The 18,770-nt window shown below is 68.9% G+C and carries 14 protein-coding genes; 1 reads left to right on the forward strand and 13 read right to left on the reverse strand.

Annotated features, from left to right (window positions below):
• Nucleotides 1-2: 2 nt before the first annotated feature.
• From ACK3BB_RS12920 to ACK3BB_RS12975, 12 genes are all read right to left on the reverse strand, one after another.
• Nucleotides 3-1,508, reverse strand: coding sequence for an alpha-N-arabinofuranosidase (locus tag ACK3BB_RS12920; protein ID WP_428925053.1), 1,506 nt, complete (start codon nt 1,506-1,508; stop codon nt 3-5).
• 147 nt (nt 1,509-1,655) lie between these two features.
• A complete protein-coding gene (locus tag ACK3BB_RS12925; RefSeq protein ID WP_428925054.1) occupies nt 1,656-2,075 on the reverse strand; it encodes a VOC family protein in 420 nt (139 codons plus the stop codon).
• A gap of 381 nt (nt 2,076-2,456) precedes the next feature.
• Nucleotides 2,457-3,815: an FAD-binding oxidoreductase gene (locus tag ACK3BB_RS12930; RefSeq protein ID WP_428925055.1), complete on the reverse strand. Its 1,359-nt coding sequence runs from the start codon at nt 3,813-3,815 to the stop codon at nt 2,457-2,459.
• Nucleotides 3,812-5,440 carry an amidohydrolase gene (locus tag ACK3BB_RS12935; protein ID WP_428925056.1) on the reverse strand — a complete coding sequence of 543 codons (1,629 nt, stop codon included), beginning with the start codon at nt 5,438-5,440 and terminating at the stop codon, nt 3,812-3,814. The genes ACK3BB_RS12930 and ACK3BB_RS12935 overlap by 4 nt, the downstream gene beginning before the upstream one ends.
• 89 nt (nt 5,441-5,529) lie before the next feature.
• The gene (locus ACK3BB_RS12940) at nt 5,530-6,690 is read right to left on the reverse strand and encodes an ABC transporter substrate-binding protein (protein WP_428925057.1); all 1,161 of its coding nucleotides are present in this window, start codon (nt 6,688-6,690) and stop codon (nt 5,530-5,532) included.
• Between the two features lie 179 nt (nt 6,691-6,869).
• Entirely contained in the window at nt 6,870-8,426 is a 1,557-nt protein-coding gene (locus tag ACK3BB_RS12945) for an acetolactate synthase large subunit (protein ID WP_428925058.1), read from the reverse strand.
• A gap of 5 nt (nt 8,427-8,431) precedes the next feature.
• Nucleotides 8,432-9,904: an amidohydrolase family protein gene (locus ACK3BB_RS12950; RefSeq protein WP_428925059.1), complete on the reverse strand. Its 1,473-nt coding sequence runs from the start codon at nt 9,902-9,904 to the stop codon at nt 8,432-8,434.
• A gap of 1 nt (nt 9,905) precedes the next feature.
• The gene (locus tag ACK3BB_RS12955) at nt 9,906-10,607 is read right to left on the reverse strand and encodes a GntR family transcriptional regulator (RefSeq protein ID WP_428925060.1); all 702 of its coding nucleotides are present in this window, start codon (nt 10,605-10,607) and stop codon (nt 9,906-9,908) included.
• Nucleotides 10,607-12,034, reverse strand: coding sequence for an amidohydrolase family protein (locus tag ACK3BB_RS12960; protein WP_428925061.1), 1,428 nt, complete (start codon nt 12,032-12,034; stop codon nt 10,607-10,609). Before ACK3BB_RS12960 ends, ACK3BB_RS12955 begins: the two co-directional genes overlap by 1 nt.
• A complete protein-coding gene (locus ACK3BB_RS12965; protein WP_428925062.1) occupies nt 12,034-12,867 on the reverse strand; it encodes an ABC transporter permease in 834 nt (277 codons plus the stop codon). The genes ACK3BB_RS12960 and ACK3BB_RS12965 overlap by 1 nt, the downstream gene beginning before the upstream one ends.
• Nucleotides 12,867-13,694 (reverse strand): ABC transporter permease, encoded by an 828-nt coding sequence (locus ACK3BB_RS12970; protein WP_428925063.1) that lies wholly within the window; start codon nt 13,692-13,694, stop codon nt 12,867-12,869. Before ACK3BB_RS12970 ends, ACK3BB_RS12965 begins: the two co-directional genes overlap by 1 nt.
• On the reverse strand, nt 13,691-14,791 hold the full coding sequence (locus tag ACK3BB_RS12975) for an ABC transporter ATP-binding protein (RefSeq protein ID WP_428925064.1): 1,101 nt from the start codon (nt 14,789-14,791) through the stop codon (nt 13,691-13,693). Before ACK3BB_RS12975 ends, ACK3BB_RS12970 begins: the two co-directional genes overlap by 4 nt.
• Before the next feature lie 261 nt (nt 14,792-15,052).
• On the opposite strand from ACK3BB_RS12975, the gene ACK3BB_RS12980 reads away from it, so the two are divergent.
• On the forward strand, nt 15,053-16,315 hold the full coding sequence (locus ACK3BB_RS12980; RefSeq protein ID WP_428925065.1) for a hypothetical protein: 1,263 nt from the start codon (nt 15,053-15,055) through the stop codon (nt 16,313-16,315).
• A 154-nt stretch (nt 16,316-16,469) separates the two neighbouring features.
• On the opposite strand, the gene ACK3BB_RS12985 is transcribed toward ACK3BB_RS12980, so the two are convergent.
• The gene (locus ACK3BB_RS12985; RefSeq protein ID WP_428925066.1) at nt 16,470-18,500 is read right to left on the reverse strand and encodes a feruloyl-CoA synthase; all 2,031 of its coding nucleotides are present in this window, start codon (nt 18,498-18,500) and stop codon (nt 16,470-16,472) included.
• Between the last annotated feature and the right edge of the window lie 270 nt (nt 18,501-18,770).

An 18,770-nucleotide genomic window follows, 5' to 3' on the forward strand; every position in this document is an offset into this window, starting at 1 on the left:
GTTTACACTTTCAGCCGCACCATGTGGTAGGACAGTGGCGCCAGCGATCCGCCAAGCGTGCCGTCCTCGACCGCCAGGCCCTGTCCGGGCGCCGGCGCGATGGGCTCGGAGCCGGGGCCGTTGGTGGCCCTCAGGTCGTGGCCTGCAAGCACCTGGTGGTCGATCAGCGTGGCCCCCTCGAACCCGGTCAGGGCCATGCGCAGGTCGGCCGCTTCGGTCAGGTGGCGGTTGATCAGGAAGACCGTCACCGTGCCCGCGCCCTGGTCATGGGTGGCCGCCACGTCGAGGTAATCGACATCATCGGCCACGGTGCAATCGTATGTCGGCCCGTCCACCGACACCCGCAGCGCCGTGCCGCGCCCGTAGAGCGAGGCCAGCTGGTAAGGCCAGTAGATCGTCTGCCGCCAGGCCGGCCCGCCGGCCTCGGCTCGGATCGGGGCGATGACGTTCACCAGCTGGGCGATGCAGGCGATCTTGACCCGGTCCGACCGGCGGATGAACTCGTTCAGCAGGCAGCCGATGAACAGCGCATCTTCGAAATTGTAATCTTCTTCCAGCAGGGCGGGCGCCTCGGGCCAGTCCCAGCTTTTCCAGTTCTGGGAATCCTGTTCGCGTTTGTGATACCAGACGTTCCATTCGTCGAAGCAGATGTAAACATCGTTCTTCGCCCGCTTCTTGGCCTTCACGAAGTCGATCACCCCGGCGATGGCCTGGATGTAACGGCCCGTCTCTTCGACCTTGCCGAAGAAATTCAGCGTGTCGCGGCTGGAATTGCCGAAATACTTGTGCAGCGAGATGTAATCGACGTTCTCGTAGCATTCCTCCAGGACGCCGCGTTCCCAGTCGGGATAGGTCGGCATTTCATCGTTGGAGGACCCGCAGACGATCATTTCGGCGCCCGGCGTCAGCTGGCGCAGGGCCTTGGCCGTTTCGTCGGCCAGCCGGCCGTATTCCTTGGCTTCCTTGTGGCCGATCTGCCAGGGGCCATCCATCTCGTTGCCCAGACACCACATTTTCACGTTGTAGGGGTCGTTCACGCCATGGCTGCGGCGCAGGTCCGACCAATGGGTGCCCGAGGGATGGTTGACGTATTCCATGAAATTGCGCGCATCCGAGATGCCGCGGGAACCGAGGTTGACGGCCAGCATCATGTCGAGGCCCAGCTCCTCGGCCCAGACGGCGAATTCGTTGATGCCGACCTGGTTGCTCTCTTTCGACCGCCACGCGAGGTCGAGCCGCACGGGCCGGTCCTCCTTGGGGCCGATGCCGTCTTCCCAGTTGTAGGCCGACACGAAATTGCCGCCCGGATAGCGGATGGCGGGGATGTTCAGGTCGCGCACCATCTGCGCCACGTCCCGGCGGAAGCCATGGGCATCCGCCTGCGGATGGCCCGGCTCGTAGATGCCCGAATAGATCGCCCGGCCCATGTGTTCGATGAAGGCGGCATACAGCCGGTCGTCGATCTGGCTGATTTCGAAAGCGCGATGGATGGCGGCAGTGACCCGCATCGATTCCTCCCTTAATTTGTCCGACAAATTGGCGGGCGAACTGCCATCCTGTCAACAAAAGAAACCCCGCATCCGGGGTGGATGCGGGGGAAAGTCGGTCAGGGTCTTGATTTCAGGCGCTATTTTCAGGCGCCCGAGGTGGGCCGATCACGAGGCCCAGACAGCCTCTTCATTGGCAAAGCCCTTCAGTTCGATCGGGTTGCCGGCCGGATCGCGGAAGAACATGGTCCATTGCTCGCCCGGCTGGCCTTCGAAACGGACGGTCGGCGGGATGACGAAATCGATGCCGGCGGCAGTCAGCCGGTCGGCCAGCGGGCGCCAGGTGTCCAGCGGCAGGACGGCGCCCAGGTGAGGCATGGGCACCATGTGATCGCCGACATGGCCGGTCTCGGCGGTGTGGAACGGCGTGCCCCGGTGCAACGAGATCTGGTGGCCGAAGAAGCTGAAATCGACCCAGGTATCGGTGCTGCGGCCCCGGGTGCAGCCGAGCAGGTCTTCGTAGAACCGGGCGGCGGCGTCGAGGTCGTCGACATGGTAGGCAAGGTGGAACAGGGGCTTGAAGCTCATGGCGTGGTCTTTCGTGTCAGGATCGGCGCGACCCTACAGCGCCGGCCGGGCAGGGCCAAGGTATTGGGCCATTTGCGCAGGTTATAGATCGCGCGTGTCCGGCCCCGAGCCGCCAACGTCGGTCCCGCCGTTCGGGCCTGTTGTGCGCACCGGGTCCGTCGCTTTCCCCGTGTCTGTCACCCCGATCTCGGCGGTTGTGCCACCCCCTGTCGGGTGCTCCGTCGGCATCGGTCGTGCCGCGCTCTCTGTCGGCGTCGGTCGTGCCATCAATGCGCTTCGTGCTGCCCGCGTCAGTCAAGCCACCCCGGTCGCTCGTGCCATCCGCGCCGGTTGTGCCGCTCTTGTTGGTTCCGTCATGCGGCACCGTCGCGCCATCCGCTCCTATTGGGCGGGCAACAGCTTGCCGGGGTTCATCCTCCCGGCGGGATCGAACACCGCCTTGATGGCCCGCATCAGCGCGATTTCATCGGCGCTGCGCGACTGGCCCAGGAAGGGCCGCTTGAGCGTGCCGATCCCGTGTTCCGCCGAAATCGACCCGCCCGCCGCGCGCACCAGATCATAGGCCGCGGCCTGCAAGGCGGTCTCGCCGGCCTGCCAGTCGAGCCCGGGCAGGGCGGCCATCAGGTGCAGGTTGCCGTCGCCCACATGGCCGAAGAAGTAACAGTCCGCCGCCGGATCCAGCGCCCGCACCCGGGCGGTGCAATCGGCCACAAAGGGCGCCATCGCCGCGACGGGCAGCGAGACATCGAGGTTCAGCAGCCCGTCGAGATCGCGTGTCGGGTGCAGGCTCTCGCGGATCTCCCAGAACCGGCGCGCCTCGGCCCCCGACTTGGCCAGCAGGGCATCGGTGATCAGCCCGGCCTCAAAGGCCGCTTCGAGCACCGGTTCCAGCCCGCCGCCCTCGGCCTCGATCAGCACGACCAGCGGCGGGCGCTCGGCAAACAATCCGGCGCCGCCGCTCATCTCGAAATGGTCGCGCCACATGACCTCGAAGGCCGACAGGTCCAGCCGCGCCCGGGCATCGCCCATCAGCGCGATGACGGCGTCAAAATCGGGCAGGGCGCAGAGCGCCGTCTCGGGCGGGGCGGGCAACGGGCGCAGGCGCAGCACGACGCGGGTGATCACGGCCAGCGTGCCTTCGGAGCCGATCAGCAGGTGGCGCAGGTCATAGCCCGTGTTGTCCTTGGTGACCCGATTGAGATGGCTGATCACCCGGCCGTCGGGCAGCACGGCCTCGAGTCCCAGCACGTTGTCGCGGGTGGTGCCATGGCGCAGCACGCGCACGCCGCCGGCATTGGTGGCCACGATGCCGCCCACCTGGCACGACCCCCGCGCGCCCAGGTCGATGGGCAGCAGGAACCCGGCCTCGGCGGCGGCCTCCTGGGCGGTCTGCAGGACGGTGCCCGCCCGCACGACCATCGCGCCCGAGGCGCTGTCGATCGTCTCGATCCCGTGGAACCGGGCCAGCGACAGGGCAATCTGGCCGGGCCCGGCATTGGCCGCTCCGGCCAGGCCCGACAGCCCGCCCTGGGGCACGACGGCCAGCCCGTGGCGGTGACAGATGGCCATGGCAGCGGCGATCTCGTCGCCGGTGGCCGGGCGCAGCAGGGCCAGGGGCAGGCCCTCGGCCCGGTGCCCGCTGGCATCATGCAGCCGCGAGGCGCCGGTCATCGCCGGGCCGGTCAGGCAGCCGGCCGGGCCGAGGGCGGCGGCCAGCTCGGCCAGGGCCGCGTCGCTCATGCCCCGGCCCGGCGAAAACGCACCCGGCCATCGACCATGGTCAGATCGACCCGGGTCTCGTGCAGCGTCTCGGGCGGGATGGCAAAGGGGTCGCGGTCAAGCAGGCAGAGATCGCCCAGCATGCCGGGCACCAGCTGGCCCTTGAGGTCCTCTTCGCGCCCGGCATGGGCGCCCAGCCGGGTATAGGCCAGCACGGCCTCGTAGGGGGTGATGGCCTGGCTCGCATCCAGAGAGGCGCCGGTGGCCGTGCGCCGGTTGACCAGGGCGGACATGGCGGCAAAGGGATTGGCCGTGCAGACCGGGTGATCGGAATGGGCCGGGGCGATCACGCCGGCGTCGATCATCGCCCGGTGCGGCCACATGTGGGTCATCGCCCCGGGGCCGCGGGCGGCGATATGGGCATCGCCCAGGTCCCAGGCAAAGCCCGCCGCCGAGGAACAGATGATGGCATTCCGGCGCAGGCCCTCGAGGTTTTCGGGCGTCACGGCACAGCAATGTTCGATGCGCAGCCGGTGGTCGCGCCCGGGGTGATCGGCCAGCGCCCGTTCATAGACCGCGATGACCTCGGCAATGGCCCGGTCGCCCATGGCATCGGTGCAGACCACCAGCCCGGCGTCGAGCGCCTCGCGCATGCGGGCCAGGTGGGTCTCGGGATCGAGCAGCAGCGTGCCGCGATGGTCGGGCGGCTCGTCTGGCAGGGGCGTGCCCACATAGGGCGTGTGATAGGCCGCGCTGCGCCCGGAGGTCGAGCCGTCGCCGACCCATTCCACGCCGATCAGCCGCAGCCATTCGTCGCCGAACCCGCTGCGATAGCCCGACCGCAGGGTGGCCCGGACGAGATCTTCGTCGCGTCCGGTGACCAGGATACCCACGCGCAGGGCCAGCTCTCCGGCATCGCGCATGTCCTGGTAGGCCCGGATCGCCTGGGTCTGGGTCAGCGAATTGTGCACCGAGGTGATGCCCCAGGACAGGTATTCATCCAGCACCAGCCGGAGCCCGCGCCGGAAGTCATCCCGGGTGTAACCGGCCTGCACATGTTCGATGACCATGTGGGCCGCCCGGGCGAACAGCTTGCCGGTGGCCCGGCCCTGCGCCTTTTCGAGCGTGCCGAAGGGCGGATCGGCGCTGTCGTCGGCAAAGCCCACGGCGGCCAGGGCCGCGGAATTGCCCAGCCCGATCTGGGCGCAGCGGCGATAGAGGAAAACCGGCCGCCCGCCCGATGCGGCGTCCAGCTCGGCCCGGGTCGGATAGCCGCCGTCGCGCAGGTCGTCGAACTTGTAGCCCAGGAACCAGCCATCGGCCGGCGCATCGCGCAGCCGGTCGCGGATCAGGGCCAGCACGGCATCGCGCGTGGGCGTCGCGCCATCCGAGAAATCGTGCCAGCGCCCGCGCCGGGCGCCTTCCATGTCGGGGTGGCAATGGCTGTCGATCAGCCCGGGCAGCCCGACCCGGCCCCCGGCATCGACCACCTCGGCCTCGGGCGCCAGGGCCAGGATCTCGGCCGTGCTGCCCGTGGCCAGGATGCGCCCGCCCGACAGCGCCATGGCCTCGACCTGCCGGCCCGGCGCCTCCATCGTGTAGAGCCGGCCATTGACCACCACGGTCTCGATGGGCGCCATGCGCATGTGTCTGTCTTCCGTTGCAATGAAAAAGCCCCGGCAGGGACCCTTCAGACCTGCCGGGGAAGTATCGGGGTGAACCCGACGGGGATGGATTACGAGAGCATCATCTCGTTGAACTTCTCGATGACCTCGGGCCGGTTGTCGGCCCACCACTGGTATTGATAGGGCACCATGCGCGCGTAATTCTCGGGCGCGGTGGGCAGGTCCTTGAGGATCTCCTCGGGCAGGTATTGCGCCGAGTCGACATTGGTGAACCCGTAGGGCAGCAGCGCCGAATACCGCGCCTGGGCGATGGCCGAGCTGGAGAAGGCCGCGAATTTCTGGGCATTGCTCAGGTTCGGCGCGCCCTTGGGGATCAGCCAGGCATTGTTCAGCACCATGCCCCCGTCCCAGATCAGCTCGACCGGGTGGCCTTCGTCCTTGGCGGCCTTGATGCGGCCGTTCCAGGCAGTGACAAAGGGCGCTTCGTTGTCCAGCAGCAGCTGCATGTGCTGGGCGCCGGCCTCCCACCATTTCACCACGTCGGGCTTGATCTCGTAGAGCTTGGCAATGGCCCGGTCGATGTCGATCGGATAGGTCTCGTCCATTGGCACGCCATCGGCGATCAGCGCGCCGACCAGCTCGGGGATGTTGCCCTTGGTCGCGATGGGCAGCGACCGGCCGCCGGGGAATCTGGCCGTGTCGAAGAAATCGGTCCAGCCGGTGGGCGCGCTGTCCCAGACATCGGTGCGATAGGCCAGCATCTGGGCATAGGACACGATGTCCAGCCCGTATTCGCTGCGGTAATCCTCGGTCACGCCGTCTTCGACCAGGTCGTAGTCGATGGCTTCGAGGTAATCGCCCTGGCGCATCAGCTCGATCATCGTGCCCCGGCCGATCTGGCAGATGTCCCAGGCCACGGTGCCGGTGTCGACCATGGCCTTCAGCTTGGCCGGATCGGGGCCGATGGCCTCGACGACCTTGATGCCGCAAAGCTCTTCGAAGGGTTCGAACCAGGCCTTGCGCTGCATCTCGGTGCCGATGCCGCCCCAGGTCACGACGACAACCTCGCCGTCGCCCTTCCAGGCATCGGGGATCGCGTCAAAGGCCGGCATGGCCGCCTCGTCGGCCAGGGCGCGGGTGGCCAGCGAGGGGCCGGCCATGGCCAGGGCGGCAGCGCCGCCGAACATCTTGAGGAAATCACGGCGGGCGGTCGGCGGCACCTGCACGGTGCTGCGCAGGCGGCGGATCAGTTCCTTGTCCCGATCACTCATGAATTGGTCTCCTGTTGGATCGCGGGAAGAAGTCTTGGCGCCTGGTCTCTGTGTCCCGGGCTTGGCACGAGGCTAGGCCCGGGACGGTGGGAGCGGCAAGTTCAATATCCCAAAATCATCATTACATCTGTCAAAAATGTCAGATCGTATATTATTTGATCGGCGCCCGGAGAGGACGCTCAGATCCGGGCTTCGATCAGCTGCGGCCCGGGGCGCGACAGGGCGTCCTGCAGGGCGGTCTCAAAGGCGGCCACGGTCTCGGCGCGGCAGGCGTCGACACCCTGGGCCCGGGCCATGGCCACCCAGTCGATCGCCGGTTCGTCGAGGTTCAGCATGCGCTGCGCGTTGCGGCCGGGGTCACTCACGCCGACGCGGGTCATCTCGCCATGCAGGGTGGCATAGCTGTTGTTGGCGAAGATGATGGTCAGCACGTCCAGCGCCTCGCGGGCCTGGGTCCAGAGCGCCTGCACGGTGTACATGCCGCTGCCATCGGCCTGCAGGCAGATGACCTTGCGATCCGGGCAGGCGATGGCCGCGCCGGCGGCCAGGGGCAGGCCGATGCCGATGGCCCCGCCGGTCAGGTCCAGCATGTCATGGGCGGGCGCGCCCCGGGCCTGGTCCATGAACTGCCAGCCGGTGGTGATGGATTCGTCGACCACGATGGCCTGTTCGGGCAGGTGGCGGGCGACAAGGGCGGTCACCGCGCCGCCGGTCAGCGGGCCGTCGGCCGGCCGGTCGGGCAGGGCGGGCGCGGCGGTTTCGGCCTGGGCCGCATCGGCCCCCAGCGCCGTGCAGAGCGCGTCGAGTGCGCCGGTGGCGTCACGGCCCGGCGCGGCCAGGTCGATGATGTCGCAATCGGGCCGCGTCGGCAGGCTGGGCTGGCCGGGATAGGCAAAGAAGGCCACCGGGGCGATGGCCCCGACCAGCACCAGCACATCCACGTCGTCCAGCGCCTCGCGGGCCATCTCGATGCGATAGGGCACCCGTTCGACGGCCACCCGCCCGGCGCCCCGTTCGATCCGTGCCACCGAGGTCGGCGCCAGCAGGCGCAGGCCGGTCTGGGCGCGGATGCGGCCGGCCCTGTCCAGGGGACCGGCGCGCAGGGCCGGGCCGTCGAGCAGCAGCGCCACGCGCTTGCCCGCCCGCACCGCCGCAACCGCCCGGTCGAGGGCCGCACCGTCAAAGGGGGCAGGCGCAGGGGGCGTGGCCGGCACGACGGGATCGGTCGGCGCTTCGGACCAGGCGGTGTCGGCCGGCAGGATCAGCGTGGCCACCCCCGGCGCGGCCAGCGCGGCGACGTAGGCGGCGTTCAGGTCGGCGGCCATGTCCTCGGCCCGGTCACAGCTCTTGACCCAGGCCGACATCGGCCCGGCCAGGGTTTCCACGTCCGACGACAGCGGCGCTTCGAGATCGCGGTGATGGGTGGCATGGTTGCCCACGACGTTGATCATCGGCGTATGGGCGCGGCGGGCGTTGTGCAGGTTGGCCAGCCCGTTGCCCAGCCCCGGCCCCAGATGCAGCAGCGTGGCCGCCGGCCGGTCGGCCATGCGGGCATAGCCGTCGGCCGCCCCGGTCACCACGCCTTCGAATAGGCCCAGCACGCAGCGCATCTGCGGCCGCGCATCCAGGGCGGCGACGAAATGCATCTCGGACGTGCCGGGATTGGCGAAACAGACATCCACCCCGTTGGCCAGCAGGGCATCGCAGAGGCGGTCGGCACCATTCATCTTCGTCATCGCGCTCAGGCTCCGAAGGCCGGGGGCATCAGGGTCTCGGCCGGTCGGCCCGCCCAGTCGTACTTGTGCACCTCGGCGACCGAGGCCTTCTGCGCGGCCTCCAGCCGGGTCAGGGCGTCGTCCATGTCGAAGGCCAGCGCGGTGCCGTCCTTCACCACCCGGGCCCCGTCGACATAGACATCGCGCACCGGCCGGTCGCCGGCCGAATAGACCAGGCTGCGCAGCGGGTCGAAGACCGGGCGCATCGACGGATCGTCGAGATCGACGGTGAAGAAATCGGCCTTGGCTCCCGGCGCGATCCGGCCCAGGTCGTCGCGGCCCAGGGCCTTGGCCCCGCCAAGTGTCGCGGCATGGATCATGATCTCGACATTGGCCGCGCGCACGTCATGGGCCGACACCCGGGCGGCATAGATCCCGTTGCGCATTTCCTCGATGAAATTGTGCGGATAGGTATCGGTGCCGATGCCAACGTTGACGCCTTCGCGCACGTATTTGCCCACGTCCTGAAGCGCGATGCCCCGGCGCACGAAGACCGTCGGGCAATGGGCCACGCTGGTGCCGCTTTCGGCCAGCAGGCCGATGTCGCGCCGTTCGGGCCAGCCCAGCCAGTCGTTGTGATCAAGGAAGATGCCGTGGCCGACGATCATGTCCTCTCCCAGCATGCCCATCTTGTCGAGCCAGCCGATCGGCGTTTCACCGTGGCGGCGCATGATCTCCTGGAACTCGACGACGCTTTGCGCGGCGTGGGTCTGGATCTTGAGCCCGCGCGCGCGGGCCGCGTCGCGGGCATCTTCGAACATCTCGCGCGAACAGGTGTCGATCTGGGCCGGGCAGATCATGCCCGACAGCCGGCCCGAGGGATGGGCCAGCGCGGCATCGACCTCTGCCAGGGCCGCGGCCATGCGCGTTTCGCCGGCGGCCTCGTCCCAGTCATAAAGCACCTCGTGGCCATTGGGCGTGTACCAGCGCGCCTCGCGGAACATCGGCGCGGCGATGGCCCGCATGCCCGAGGCGCCCAGCGTGTCGATCCAGCCGGCATGGGGCGTGGAGATGTCGCAGATCGTGGTCACGCCCGATTGCATCAGCTCGCTCAGCGCCACCTGGGTGGCGGCGACCATGCCGGCATGGGTCGTGTCGAAGAGGAAGAGGTATTCGTAAAGCGACGACATCTGCAGCTTGAGGCTGCCGACCTCTTCGGTCAGCCCCTTCAGCATGGTTTCAAAGCCCGGATGAGCGTGGATGTCGACAAAGCCCGGCAGGATCATCCGCCCGCGCCCGTCGATCGTCTCGCCGATGTCCTCGGCGGCCAGGCTGGCCGGATCGACAAAGCGGCCCCCCCGAAAGGCCATGTCGGCGTCGCGCATCATGCGGTGGGTGCCGGCCTCGGCGTCATAGGCCAGCAGGTAATCGATGCCGCGGATCAGCGTGGCCTTGCCGGCGGTGGCGTCGGCAGGGCCGGCAATCGGGGTTTCGGGCATGTCAGGTCCTTTCGCGGCCGGCCAGTTCGCGGCCGAGGTAAACGGTGTAATCTTCGACATAGGCCAGGAAAGCCTCGGCCCGGTCGCGGGCCAGGGTCTCGTCTCCGGCCACCACGGCATCGCCGATCTCGATGTGGAAATCGGTCAGGGTCTGGTCGCGGTACTGGGTCTGGTACAATTCGTGATGGGCCCACCAGAACCGCCGCGACAGCGAATAGAGCGGCAGGATCTGGCCCAGGAAGGGATTGCCCGAATAGGCGATCAGCAGGCGGATGAAATGGCGGTCGAGGCGCAGCAATTCGCGGTTGTCATCGCCGCCCGACAGCTCGCGGAAGCTTTGCACCACCCGGGCCAGGATCTCGGCATCGTCGCGGGTGCGGCGGCGGGCGGCGGCGGGCACCAGCACCATTTCCAGCGCCCGGCGGGTCTCGAAGACCTTCATCTGCAACGAAAAGCTGATGCCCCGCACGGTCATGCCCTTGCGCGGCGTGGCCACCAGCAACCCGTCGGCGGCCAGCCGCAACAGCGCCTCGCGGATCGGCGTGCGCCCGATGTCCAGCTGCTTGACCAGCGCGCTTTCGACCACCCGCGCGCCGGGCTGCATCTCCATCATGACGATCATGTCCTCGATGCGCTCATAGGCCAGGTCGACCTGGTTGACCGCCCGGTCGGCGTCGAGCGCCTGCAGGATCGTATCTGCCATCAATATGCCTCCAGTTCGGGCGGCGAGAGCGCGTCGATCCCGCGCCCGGCCCAATCGCCCGGTCCCATGTTGCGCCACACCCGTTCGGCCGCGTCCTGCAGCCCCCGTGCGGCCTGTCGTTCATCCAGGCGCGTCAGGCGCCGGTCGGTCATCAGCCAGTCGCCATCGACCATGACATGGGCGATGTCGTCGGACTGGGCGGAAAAGACCAGGTTGCGCAGCGGATCGCGCAACGGGGTCATCGACAGGCCCAGCCCGTCCCAGATCACCAGGTCGGCCTTGGCCCCCGGCGCGATCCGGCCGAGGTCGTCGCGGCCCAGCACCCGGGCCGGGGCCAGGGTTGCCGCGTCAAAGACCTCGCGGGCGCTGGCCCGGCGGCTGTCGCGGTCGGCCACCTTGCACAGGATCGAGGCCATGCGCATGGCCACCAGCATGGATTGCGGCGCGGTGTCGGAGCCCAGGCACATGTTGACCCCGGCCTCGCGGTACCGCGCAAAGCTTTCCATCACCACGCCCCGCCGGGCAAAGACCCAGGCGCAATGGGCCACCGATGCTCCGCTTTGTGCAATGATCTCAAGGTCTCGCCCGGGATAGTTGATCCAGCTGTGGCCGCTGGTAAAGATCGTGTGGCCCAGGATCGTGCGGTCGGTCAACAGGTCCTGGCGGGCCAGCCATTCGATGGGTGACAGGCCCTCGCGGGCGATCATCTCGTTGACCTCGAAGACCGCTTCGGACGTGTGCAGGGTGACCGGGATGTCCAGCTCTTCGGCCATGGCCCGGGTGCGGGCCAGCAGTTCGGGCGTGACCATGGCCACTTGCATCGGGCTCATCAGCCCGGTCAGCCGGCCATTGGCCCGGCCGTCGATGCGCCGGGCGAAATCGGCCGCCGCGTCCAGCCCGGGCAGCCCGCCGTCGGGCTTCCAGTCATAGCTCATGCGCTTGCCGTCGCGGGTGCGCCAACGCGCGGCGCCATAACCTTCGCCGATCCAGGCCCGCAGCCCGGCCCGTTCGATGGCCTGGGCCGTGTAATCGCCCGGCCCGCCGATGTCGAAGACCGTTGTCGTGCCGTTTCGGGTCAGCTCGGCCACCGAGAAATCGGTCGCCGCGCGGATCGCCTCGGCATCCAGCGCCGCGCCCATGGCCGGCAGCAGCTCGGGCAGGCCCGAGAAACAGAACCCCGGCTTGCCGACATCCTCGACATAGGACCGGTCGAAGGGCGCGCTGGTGATATGGGCATGCATGTCGATCAGCCCGGGCGCCAGCAGCGCGTCGGGCAGGTCGAGCCGCTGGTCGAACGCGCCGTCGACCGGCCCGCCGGTCACATGGGTGACCCGGTCGTTTTCGATCACGACCGACCCGTTGCGCAGCAGCCGGTGGGCCCCGTCGCGATAGGCGATGACATGGCCGCAGGTGATCAGCCGGCGCATCACTCACCCCCTCCGACAAGCGCCCGGGTGCGGCGCCGGGTGCGGGCCTGCAACCAGTGCGAGGTGAAGAACAGCGCGACCGAGACCGTCACGGCCAGCACCGAGACGGCCGCCAGCGTCGGGTCGAGCGAAGAGCGCATGCTTTCCCACATGCGCAGGGGCAGGGTGACCTGGCGCGGGCCGGCGATGAACAGCGCGATGATCAGCTCGTCGAAGGACGAGATGAAGGCAAAGAGCGCACCGGCAAAGATGCCCGGGCGGATGATCGGCAGGGTGACCAGCCGGAACGTGTCCCAGGTGCCGGCGCCCAGGTTCTGGGCGGCCATTTCCAGGCGCCGGTCAAAGCCCTGCAGAGAGGCCGAGACATTGATGACGACAAAGGGCACGGCGATCGTCGTATGGGCCACGGCAATGGCGATGGGCGAGCCGACCAGGCGCATCTGGGCGTAGAAGAAATAGATGGCGATGGCCACGATGACGCCCGGGATGATCAGCGGCGACAGGATGAAGGCCAAGATGATCCGCTGGCCCCAGAACGACCCGCGCACCAGGCCAAAGGCGCCCAGCGTGCCAAGCACCGTCGAGGCCAGGGTGACCAGCAGGGCGATCCAGACCGACAGCCAGGCGCTTTCGGCCCAGACATCGCGCTCGAGCAGCCGCTGGTACCATTGCAGGCTGAACCCCGGGGGCGGAAAGCTGAGGAAGCTGCCGGCCGAGAACGAGGTCGGCACGATGATCAGCACCGGCACGATGAGAAACAGCGCGACCAGCAGGGCGATGGCGCCCAGCACGGCCTGGGTGACGGGGCCCGAGACCCGGATCGACCGTTTCATCAGCTGCTCCTTCCGAGGATGCGGTCGATGCTGACCAGCCGCCCGACCAGCGCCAGGGCGGCCAGGGTCAGCACCAGCAGCACGGCGGCGATGGCCGAGGCCTGCGACCATTCGTAAAGCTCGACCTTCTGGGCGATCAGCATCGAGATCATCATGTCCTGCGGCCCGCCGATCAGGGCCGGGGTGATGTAGAACCCCAGCGCCAGCACGAAGACCAGCACCGACCCGGCGATCACCCCGGGCATCGACAGGGGCAGGATGACATGGCGGAACACGCTGGGCGCCCCGGCGCCCAGGTTCTCGGCCGCGGCGACCAGCCGGCCGTCGATGCCCTTGAGCGCGCTCAGGATGGGCAGGACCATGAAGGGCAACAGCACGTGGATCATGCCGACATAGACCGCAAAGGTCGTGTTGAGCATGCGGATCGGCGCGTCGATCAGGCCGGCCCAGGACAGGAATTCGTTGATCACGCCCTGCCGGCCCAGCAGCACCATCCAGGCATAGGACCGGATCAGGATCGAGGTCCAGAACGGCACCAGCACGATGGCCATCAGCAGCGCGGCCATGCGCTCGGAGGTGGTGACGATGAAATAGGCCAGCGGATAGGCCAGCAGCAGCGTCAGCAGGGTGACCAGCACGGCGACCTTGACCGTGAAGGCAAAGACCTTGAGCGTCACGGCGCTGTCGAAGGCCTCGGCAAAGGGCGCCATGGTCCAGCCCTCGCCGGCGCTGCGCAGCAGCATCAGCGCCACGGGCAGCAGGTAGAAGACCAGCAGGAAGGCCATCAGCGGCACCAGCAGCAGGCCCGGTTTGCGCAGCAGGGTCATTGCAGGGCGACCCCGTCGGAAAAGGCCCGGATGCGGCCGGCGGGCCAGTCCAGCGCCACCCGGGCGCCGGGGGCCAGCGGGGTCAGCCCGTCGGTCTCCTGCTTCTTGGCCACCAGCATCGTGCCATCGTCCAGCGCGATGTCATAACGCCGGTGATCGCCCACGTAGGTCACGTCGCGCACGGTGGCGATGCCGGCCGCATCGGCGTGAAACGACAGGTGTTCGGGCCGCACGGCCAGTTTCACGCTGGCCGCCGCAGGCGCCCGGCTGGCCGGCAGCACGAGGTCTTCGCTGGCCATGTCGATCGTCAGCCTGCCATCGGCATAACCCTTGACCGGCCGGGTGAACATGTTGGATTCGCCCAGGAAACCGGCGACGAACTCATCGGCCGGGGCCTGGTACAGCGTTTCGGGCGCGCCGATCTGGGCAATGCCACCGTCGCGCATGACACAGATCCGGTCGGACATGGTCATGGCCTCGTCCTGGTCATGGGTGACATAGACGACCGTGATGCCCAACTCGCGCTGGATGCGCTTGATCTCGATCTGCAGGCGCGAGCGCAGGTACTTGTCCAGCGCCGACAGCGGTTCGTCCATCAACAGGACCGGCGGGCGGAAGACGATGGCCCGGGCCAGGGCCACGCGCTGCTGCTGCCCGCCCGACAATTGGGTGGGGAAGCGCTCGGCCAGCTCGCCAAGGCCCACGGTGTCGAGCATCTCGTCGACCATGCGCGCCTGTTCGGACGCGGCGATCCCGCGCATGCGCAGGGGAAAGGCCACGTTCTGGCGCACGGTCATGTGCGGGAACAGCGCGTAGTTCTGAAAGACCATCCCGATGTTGCGCCGGGCCGGGGGCATGGCCGTGATGTCGGTGTCGCCGACCAGGATGCGCCCGGTCGACGGGCTTTCGAACCCGGCCAGCATCATCAGCGTCGTGGTCTTGCCCGAGCCCGAGGGCCCGAGGAAGGACAGGAATTCGCCGGGCTGAACGGTCAGGTCCATGGGCTTTACGGCCGTGACCGGGCCATATGTCTTGGACAGCGACGAGAACCGGACGGAGCGGCCGGAGACGGGCTGGTCGGGGGTTGCGGACACCATGGCCGGGCGGGCTCCTTCGATGGGCGGAACGTGGTCTGGTCCCCGTGATGCGGGGCGCATGATGGGTTTGCAATGGTTTCGTATCTGAAAGTGTCAAGATTGTATATTTTCTTTCGAAGATCCCCGCCATTGCCCTCTTTTGCGGCAGAGTCGTGCCATGTCCGGCCCGGGTGCGGCGCATTTTGTCCTGCAGGGCCGGGCGCTTGACGCCCTTTGGGGCGGGGCCTAGCAAAGGCCGGCAAGACGCGGTCGGAGCAGGTAATGAGTGAAGACAGGGGGCAGATGCCGCCGGGTGAAAACCTGGTGGGCGCGGACCTGGTGGGCCCGGATGTGTCGTGGCATGTGCCCGAACTGGGCCAGAGCCTTGGCGTGGGCTGCGACGAGGGCGGCCGCGTGCTGACCCCGCCCGGGGCGGTTCCGGCGGCCTTGTGGATGTTCAACGGCGGCATCCGGCCGCTGGATGGCTGCGGCGTGGTGCCGGCGCGGTCGCACAACCAGACCCCGCTACCGGTCGAGCAGATCGATCACCTGGTGCCCGCGCGGGAGGCCAGCAACGGGCGGTTCCACGAAACCCACCTGACCGCCCTTGGCGCGACGCTGCTGGACCGGCTGGCGGTGCCTCCGGCCCGGATCGTGCTGTCGGCCCACGGGTTCGGCTGGTCGGCCTATGCGGCGATCCGCAAGGGCCAGCCGGCCTATGCCAATGCCATGGCGGCGGTTGCGGCCCATGTGCGGCTGGCCCGCGCGGCGGGGCTGCGGCCGGTGGTGCCCTTCGTGACCATGGTGCATGGCGAATCCGATGCCGGCCTGTCGCGGGCGGCCTATGCCGGCCATCTGCGCGAATTCCTGGCCGATTTGCGGGCGGATATCCGGGCCGCGACGGGGCAGGCACAGGCGCCATTCCTGCTGATCGGCCAGACCGGGGCGCAGCATTGGGGCCGGGTGTCGGACGTGGCCCTGGCGCAGCTGGAGGTGAGCGGCGCGGATATCCTGTGTGCCGGGCCGAAGTACCAATGGGACTTCAGCGATCCGCTGCACCTGACCAGCGACGGGTATCGGCGGATGGGCGAACAGATGGGCGCCATGGCGGCGGCGCGTCTGGCCGGACAACGGGCGGGACCGCTGCGGCCGGTGGCGCTGGAGCGGGTCGATGCGCGGCGCATCCGGCTGCGATTTGAGGTGCCGGTGCCGCCGCTGCGGATCGATCCGGCCCAGGGGGTCGGCGATCCGGGCGATTGCGGCATCGAGGTCTATGTCAGGCGGCAGGGATGGCTGCGGGTGGCGGTCCGGGCCGTGGGCAAGGCCGGGCCGGCGTCGGTGATCCTGCGGCTGGGCGAGGCGGTCGAGGGGCTGCCGGTACATGTGCGGTTGGGCATGAGTGGAACGGGCCGGCAGGGGCCGCAGACCGGGCCGCGCACGGTGATCCATGACAGCGAGACGGCGATCGGCGTGCTGACCGGGGCGCCGCTGACCCATTGGTGCGCCCATGCCGTACTGACCGATCCGCCCGAGGCCGCGCCCTGATCCGGGCTAATTGGCTGATCGGTGCGCCGGGTTCTGACAGGTCTGGGCTGAGCGTGTCGGGTTCTGACAGGTCCAGGCCGGGTGTGTCGGGCGGTGACTGGCTTGCCCGGCTCTGAAGGCGCCGTCATGCCCGCGCCCGGCTCGTCAGGCCCTGTCAGGCCTGCTCGCGGCTCAGCGCGATCACCCGGGGGTCTTCGGTCCATAGCCGGTCGACCAGGTCGGCCCGGTGGCGCAGCACGGCGCGCTGGTTGACCGAACCCTTGTCGGTCACCTCGCCCCGGTCGAAGCTGAGCGGCGCTTCGAGGAACATCAGCCGCATCACCCGCGTGGCCGACCCGCCGGCGCGTCGGGCATGATCGGCGAGCAGCTCGGCGGTGCGCCGACGCAGGCGGGGATGGTCGAGCAGGGCAAACCGGTCGAGCCCGGGCGCCCGGGCCAGGGCCTCCACCGCCGCCCAGTCGGGCACCACCAGCGCGCCCAGGCTGTCATGGCCTTCGCCGGCGATGACCACGTCGCTGGCCAGCCCGCCGAGGTCGTCCAGCAGCCGTGCCCGCAGCGTACCCACGGCCACCCAGGTGCCCGAGGCCAGCTTGAAATTCTCGGCCAGCCGGCCATCAAAGCGGAACCCCGCCTCGGGCCGGGCGGGATCGACCGGGCGCATTGCGTCGCCGAAGCAATAGAACCCCTCGTCGTCAAAGGCCCGGGCGGTCAGCTCGGGCGCCCGCCAATAGCCCGGCGTGACCGACGGGCTTTTCACCCGGGCCTCGTAGCGGTCGCCGTGGGGCACCAGTTTCAGCACCACGCCGGGGGCCGGGATGCCCAGGTTGCCGGCCCGGTCCTGCGGTTCGGTGCACATCAGGCAGAACGGCCCGGTTTCGGTCGCGCCGAACCCGGTGCAAAGCAGGGCGCGGCCGGGGGCGGTGGCCCGGGTGATGCGGGTGATGCGGTCCCAGACCGGCTGTGACATGCCGGCCCCGGCATACATCATGACCTTCAGCCGGGCAAAGAAGCTGCGGCAGAGGTCGGCATCGCCTTCCATCGCGTCGAGCAGCATCTGGTAGCCGAGCGGCACGTTGAAATACCAGGTCGGCGAGATGTCCTTGAGGTTGCGGATGGTGCGCCCGATGTCGGCGGGCGTCGGCCGGCCGTCGTCGATGTAGAAGGTGCCGCCGTTGCTGATCACCATGTTGAAGACCTTGTTGCCGCTGGCCGTGTGGTTCCAGGGCGCCCAGTCGATGACGACGGGCGGCTCGTGGCGCATGAACGGATAGCAATTGGCCACCATTTCCTGGTTGGCGCAGATCATGCGCTGGGTCTGGATCACGGCCTTGGGCGTGCCGGTCGTGCCGGAGGTGAAGAGGAACTTGGCCACGGTGTCTGGGGTGATTGCCGCGTGGGCGGCATCGGCGGCGCGTGCGGCGGGATCGGAGGGCGGTGCGCAGGCAGTGTCGAAGGCGATGATTGTGCGGTCGGTCAGGGCGTCGGGCAGGGCCTGCGGCGGGGTGTTGGCCTGGTTGTGTGGCGGGTTGTCGAACGGGGCGTCAGACGGGGTGGGCAGCGGCGCGTCGGGCGGGGTGGGCTGCGTGGCCTCGGCAAGGGTGTGCGGCGGGGCGCCGGCCGTGGTGTGGCGCGGGATGTCGGCCTCGGCACAGGGCGGGGCACCCCGACGCGTGATGATTGGCACGTCGGGCGGCAGGGTGGCGGCAATGGCCGGGGCAAAGGGGGCGAGATCTTCGGCAAAGACCAGTCCGGGGGTCAGCTGGGCCACGATGTCGCGCAGCTTGGCATGGTCGCCCGAGGCCAGCGCATAGGCCGGGGCCAGCGCGGCCGAGGGGATGCCCACGTGCTGGGCTCCGAGCGCCATCAGCCCATGGGCCACCGAATTGCCCGACAGGATCAGGAGCGGCCGGTCAGGCCCCAGCCCGAGGCCCAGCAAGGTCGCACCGATGGCCCGCACCAGGCGCGCGGCGGTGCCATAGCTGGTGCCCTGCCAGGCCCCGTCCGGCCCGCGTTCGGCCATCCAGGTGCGGTCGGGCGCGGCATCGGCCCAATGCAGAAGGCGGTCTGTGATGCAGCGGGCATGGGGGCCCAGCGGATCCTGGCGCCAGACCAGCAACGTGCCGTCGGGCCGCGTCTCGCTGCGGATCTCGGGCTGCCAGAACGCGGGCGCGGGCCGGTCGATCATGTGAGTCCTCCTCCAAAGCTCGCATGTGCGGGGATATTGGCGAGGGGTGGGAATTTTGTCTACTGGGAAACTAAATTCGGGGCTGCAGGGATGCGGTCGGGCGGGTCAGACCGGCCCGGGGACTGATGGGCCGAGGTGGGCGGCGGCACGTGGATGGGTGGCCAGAGACGGGGCCGGGATATGCGGGTCGGGATACGGGGGGCAGAACGGGCTGGTACGCTGACAGGTGGGCCGAGGTCGGACTGGGCGTAGACAGACACCCGGGCCGGC

This window comes from Marinibacterium sp. SX1 (assembly GCF_050389775.1).
Taxonomy (GTDB): domain Bacteria; phylum Pseudomonadota; class Alphaproteobacteria; order Rhodobacterales; family Rhodobacteraceae; genus Marinibacterium.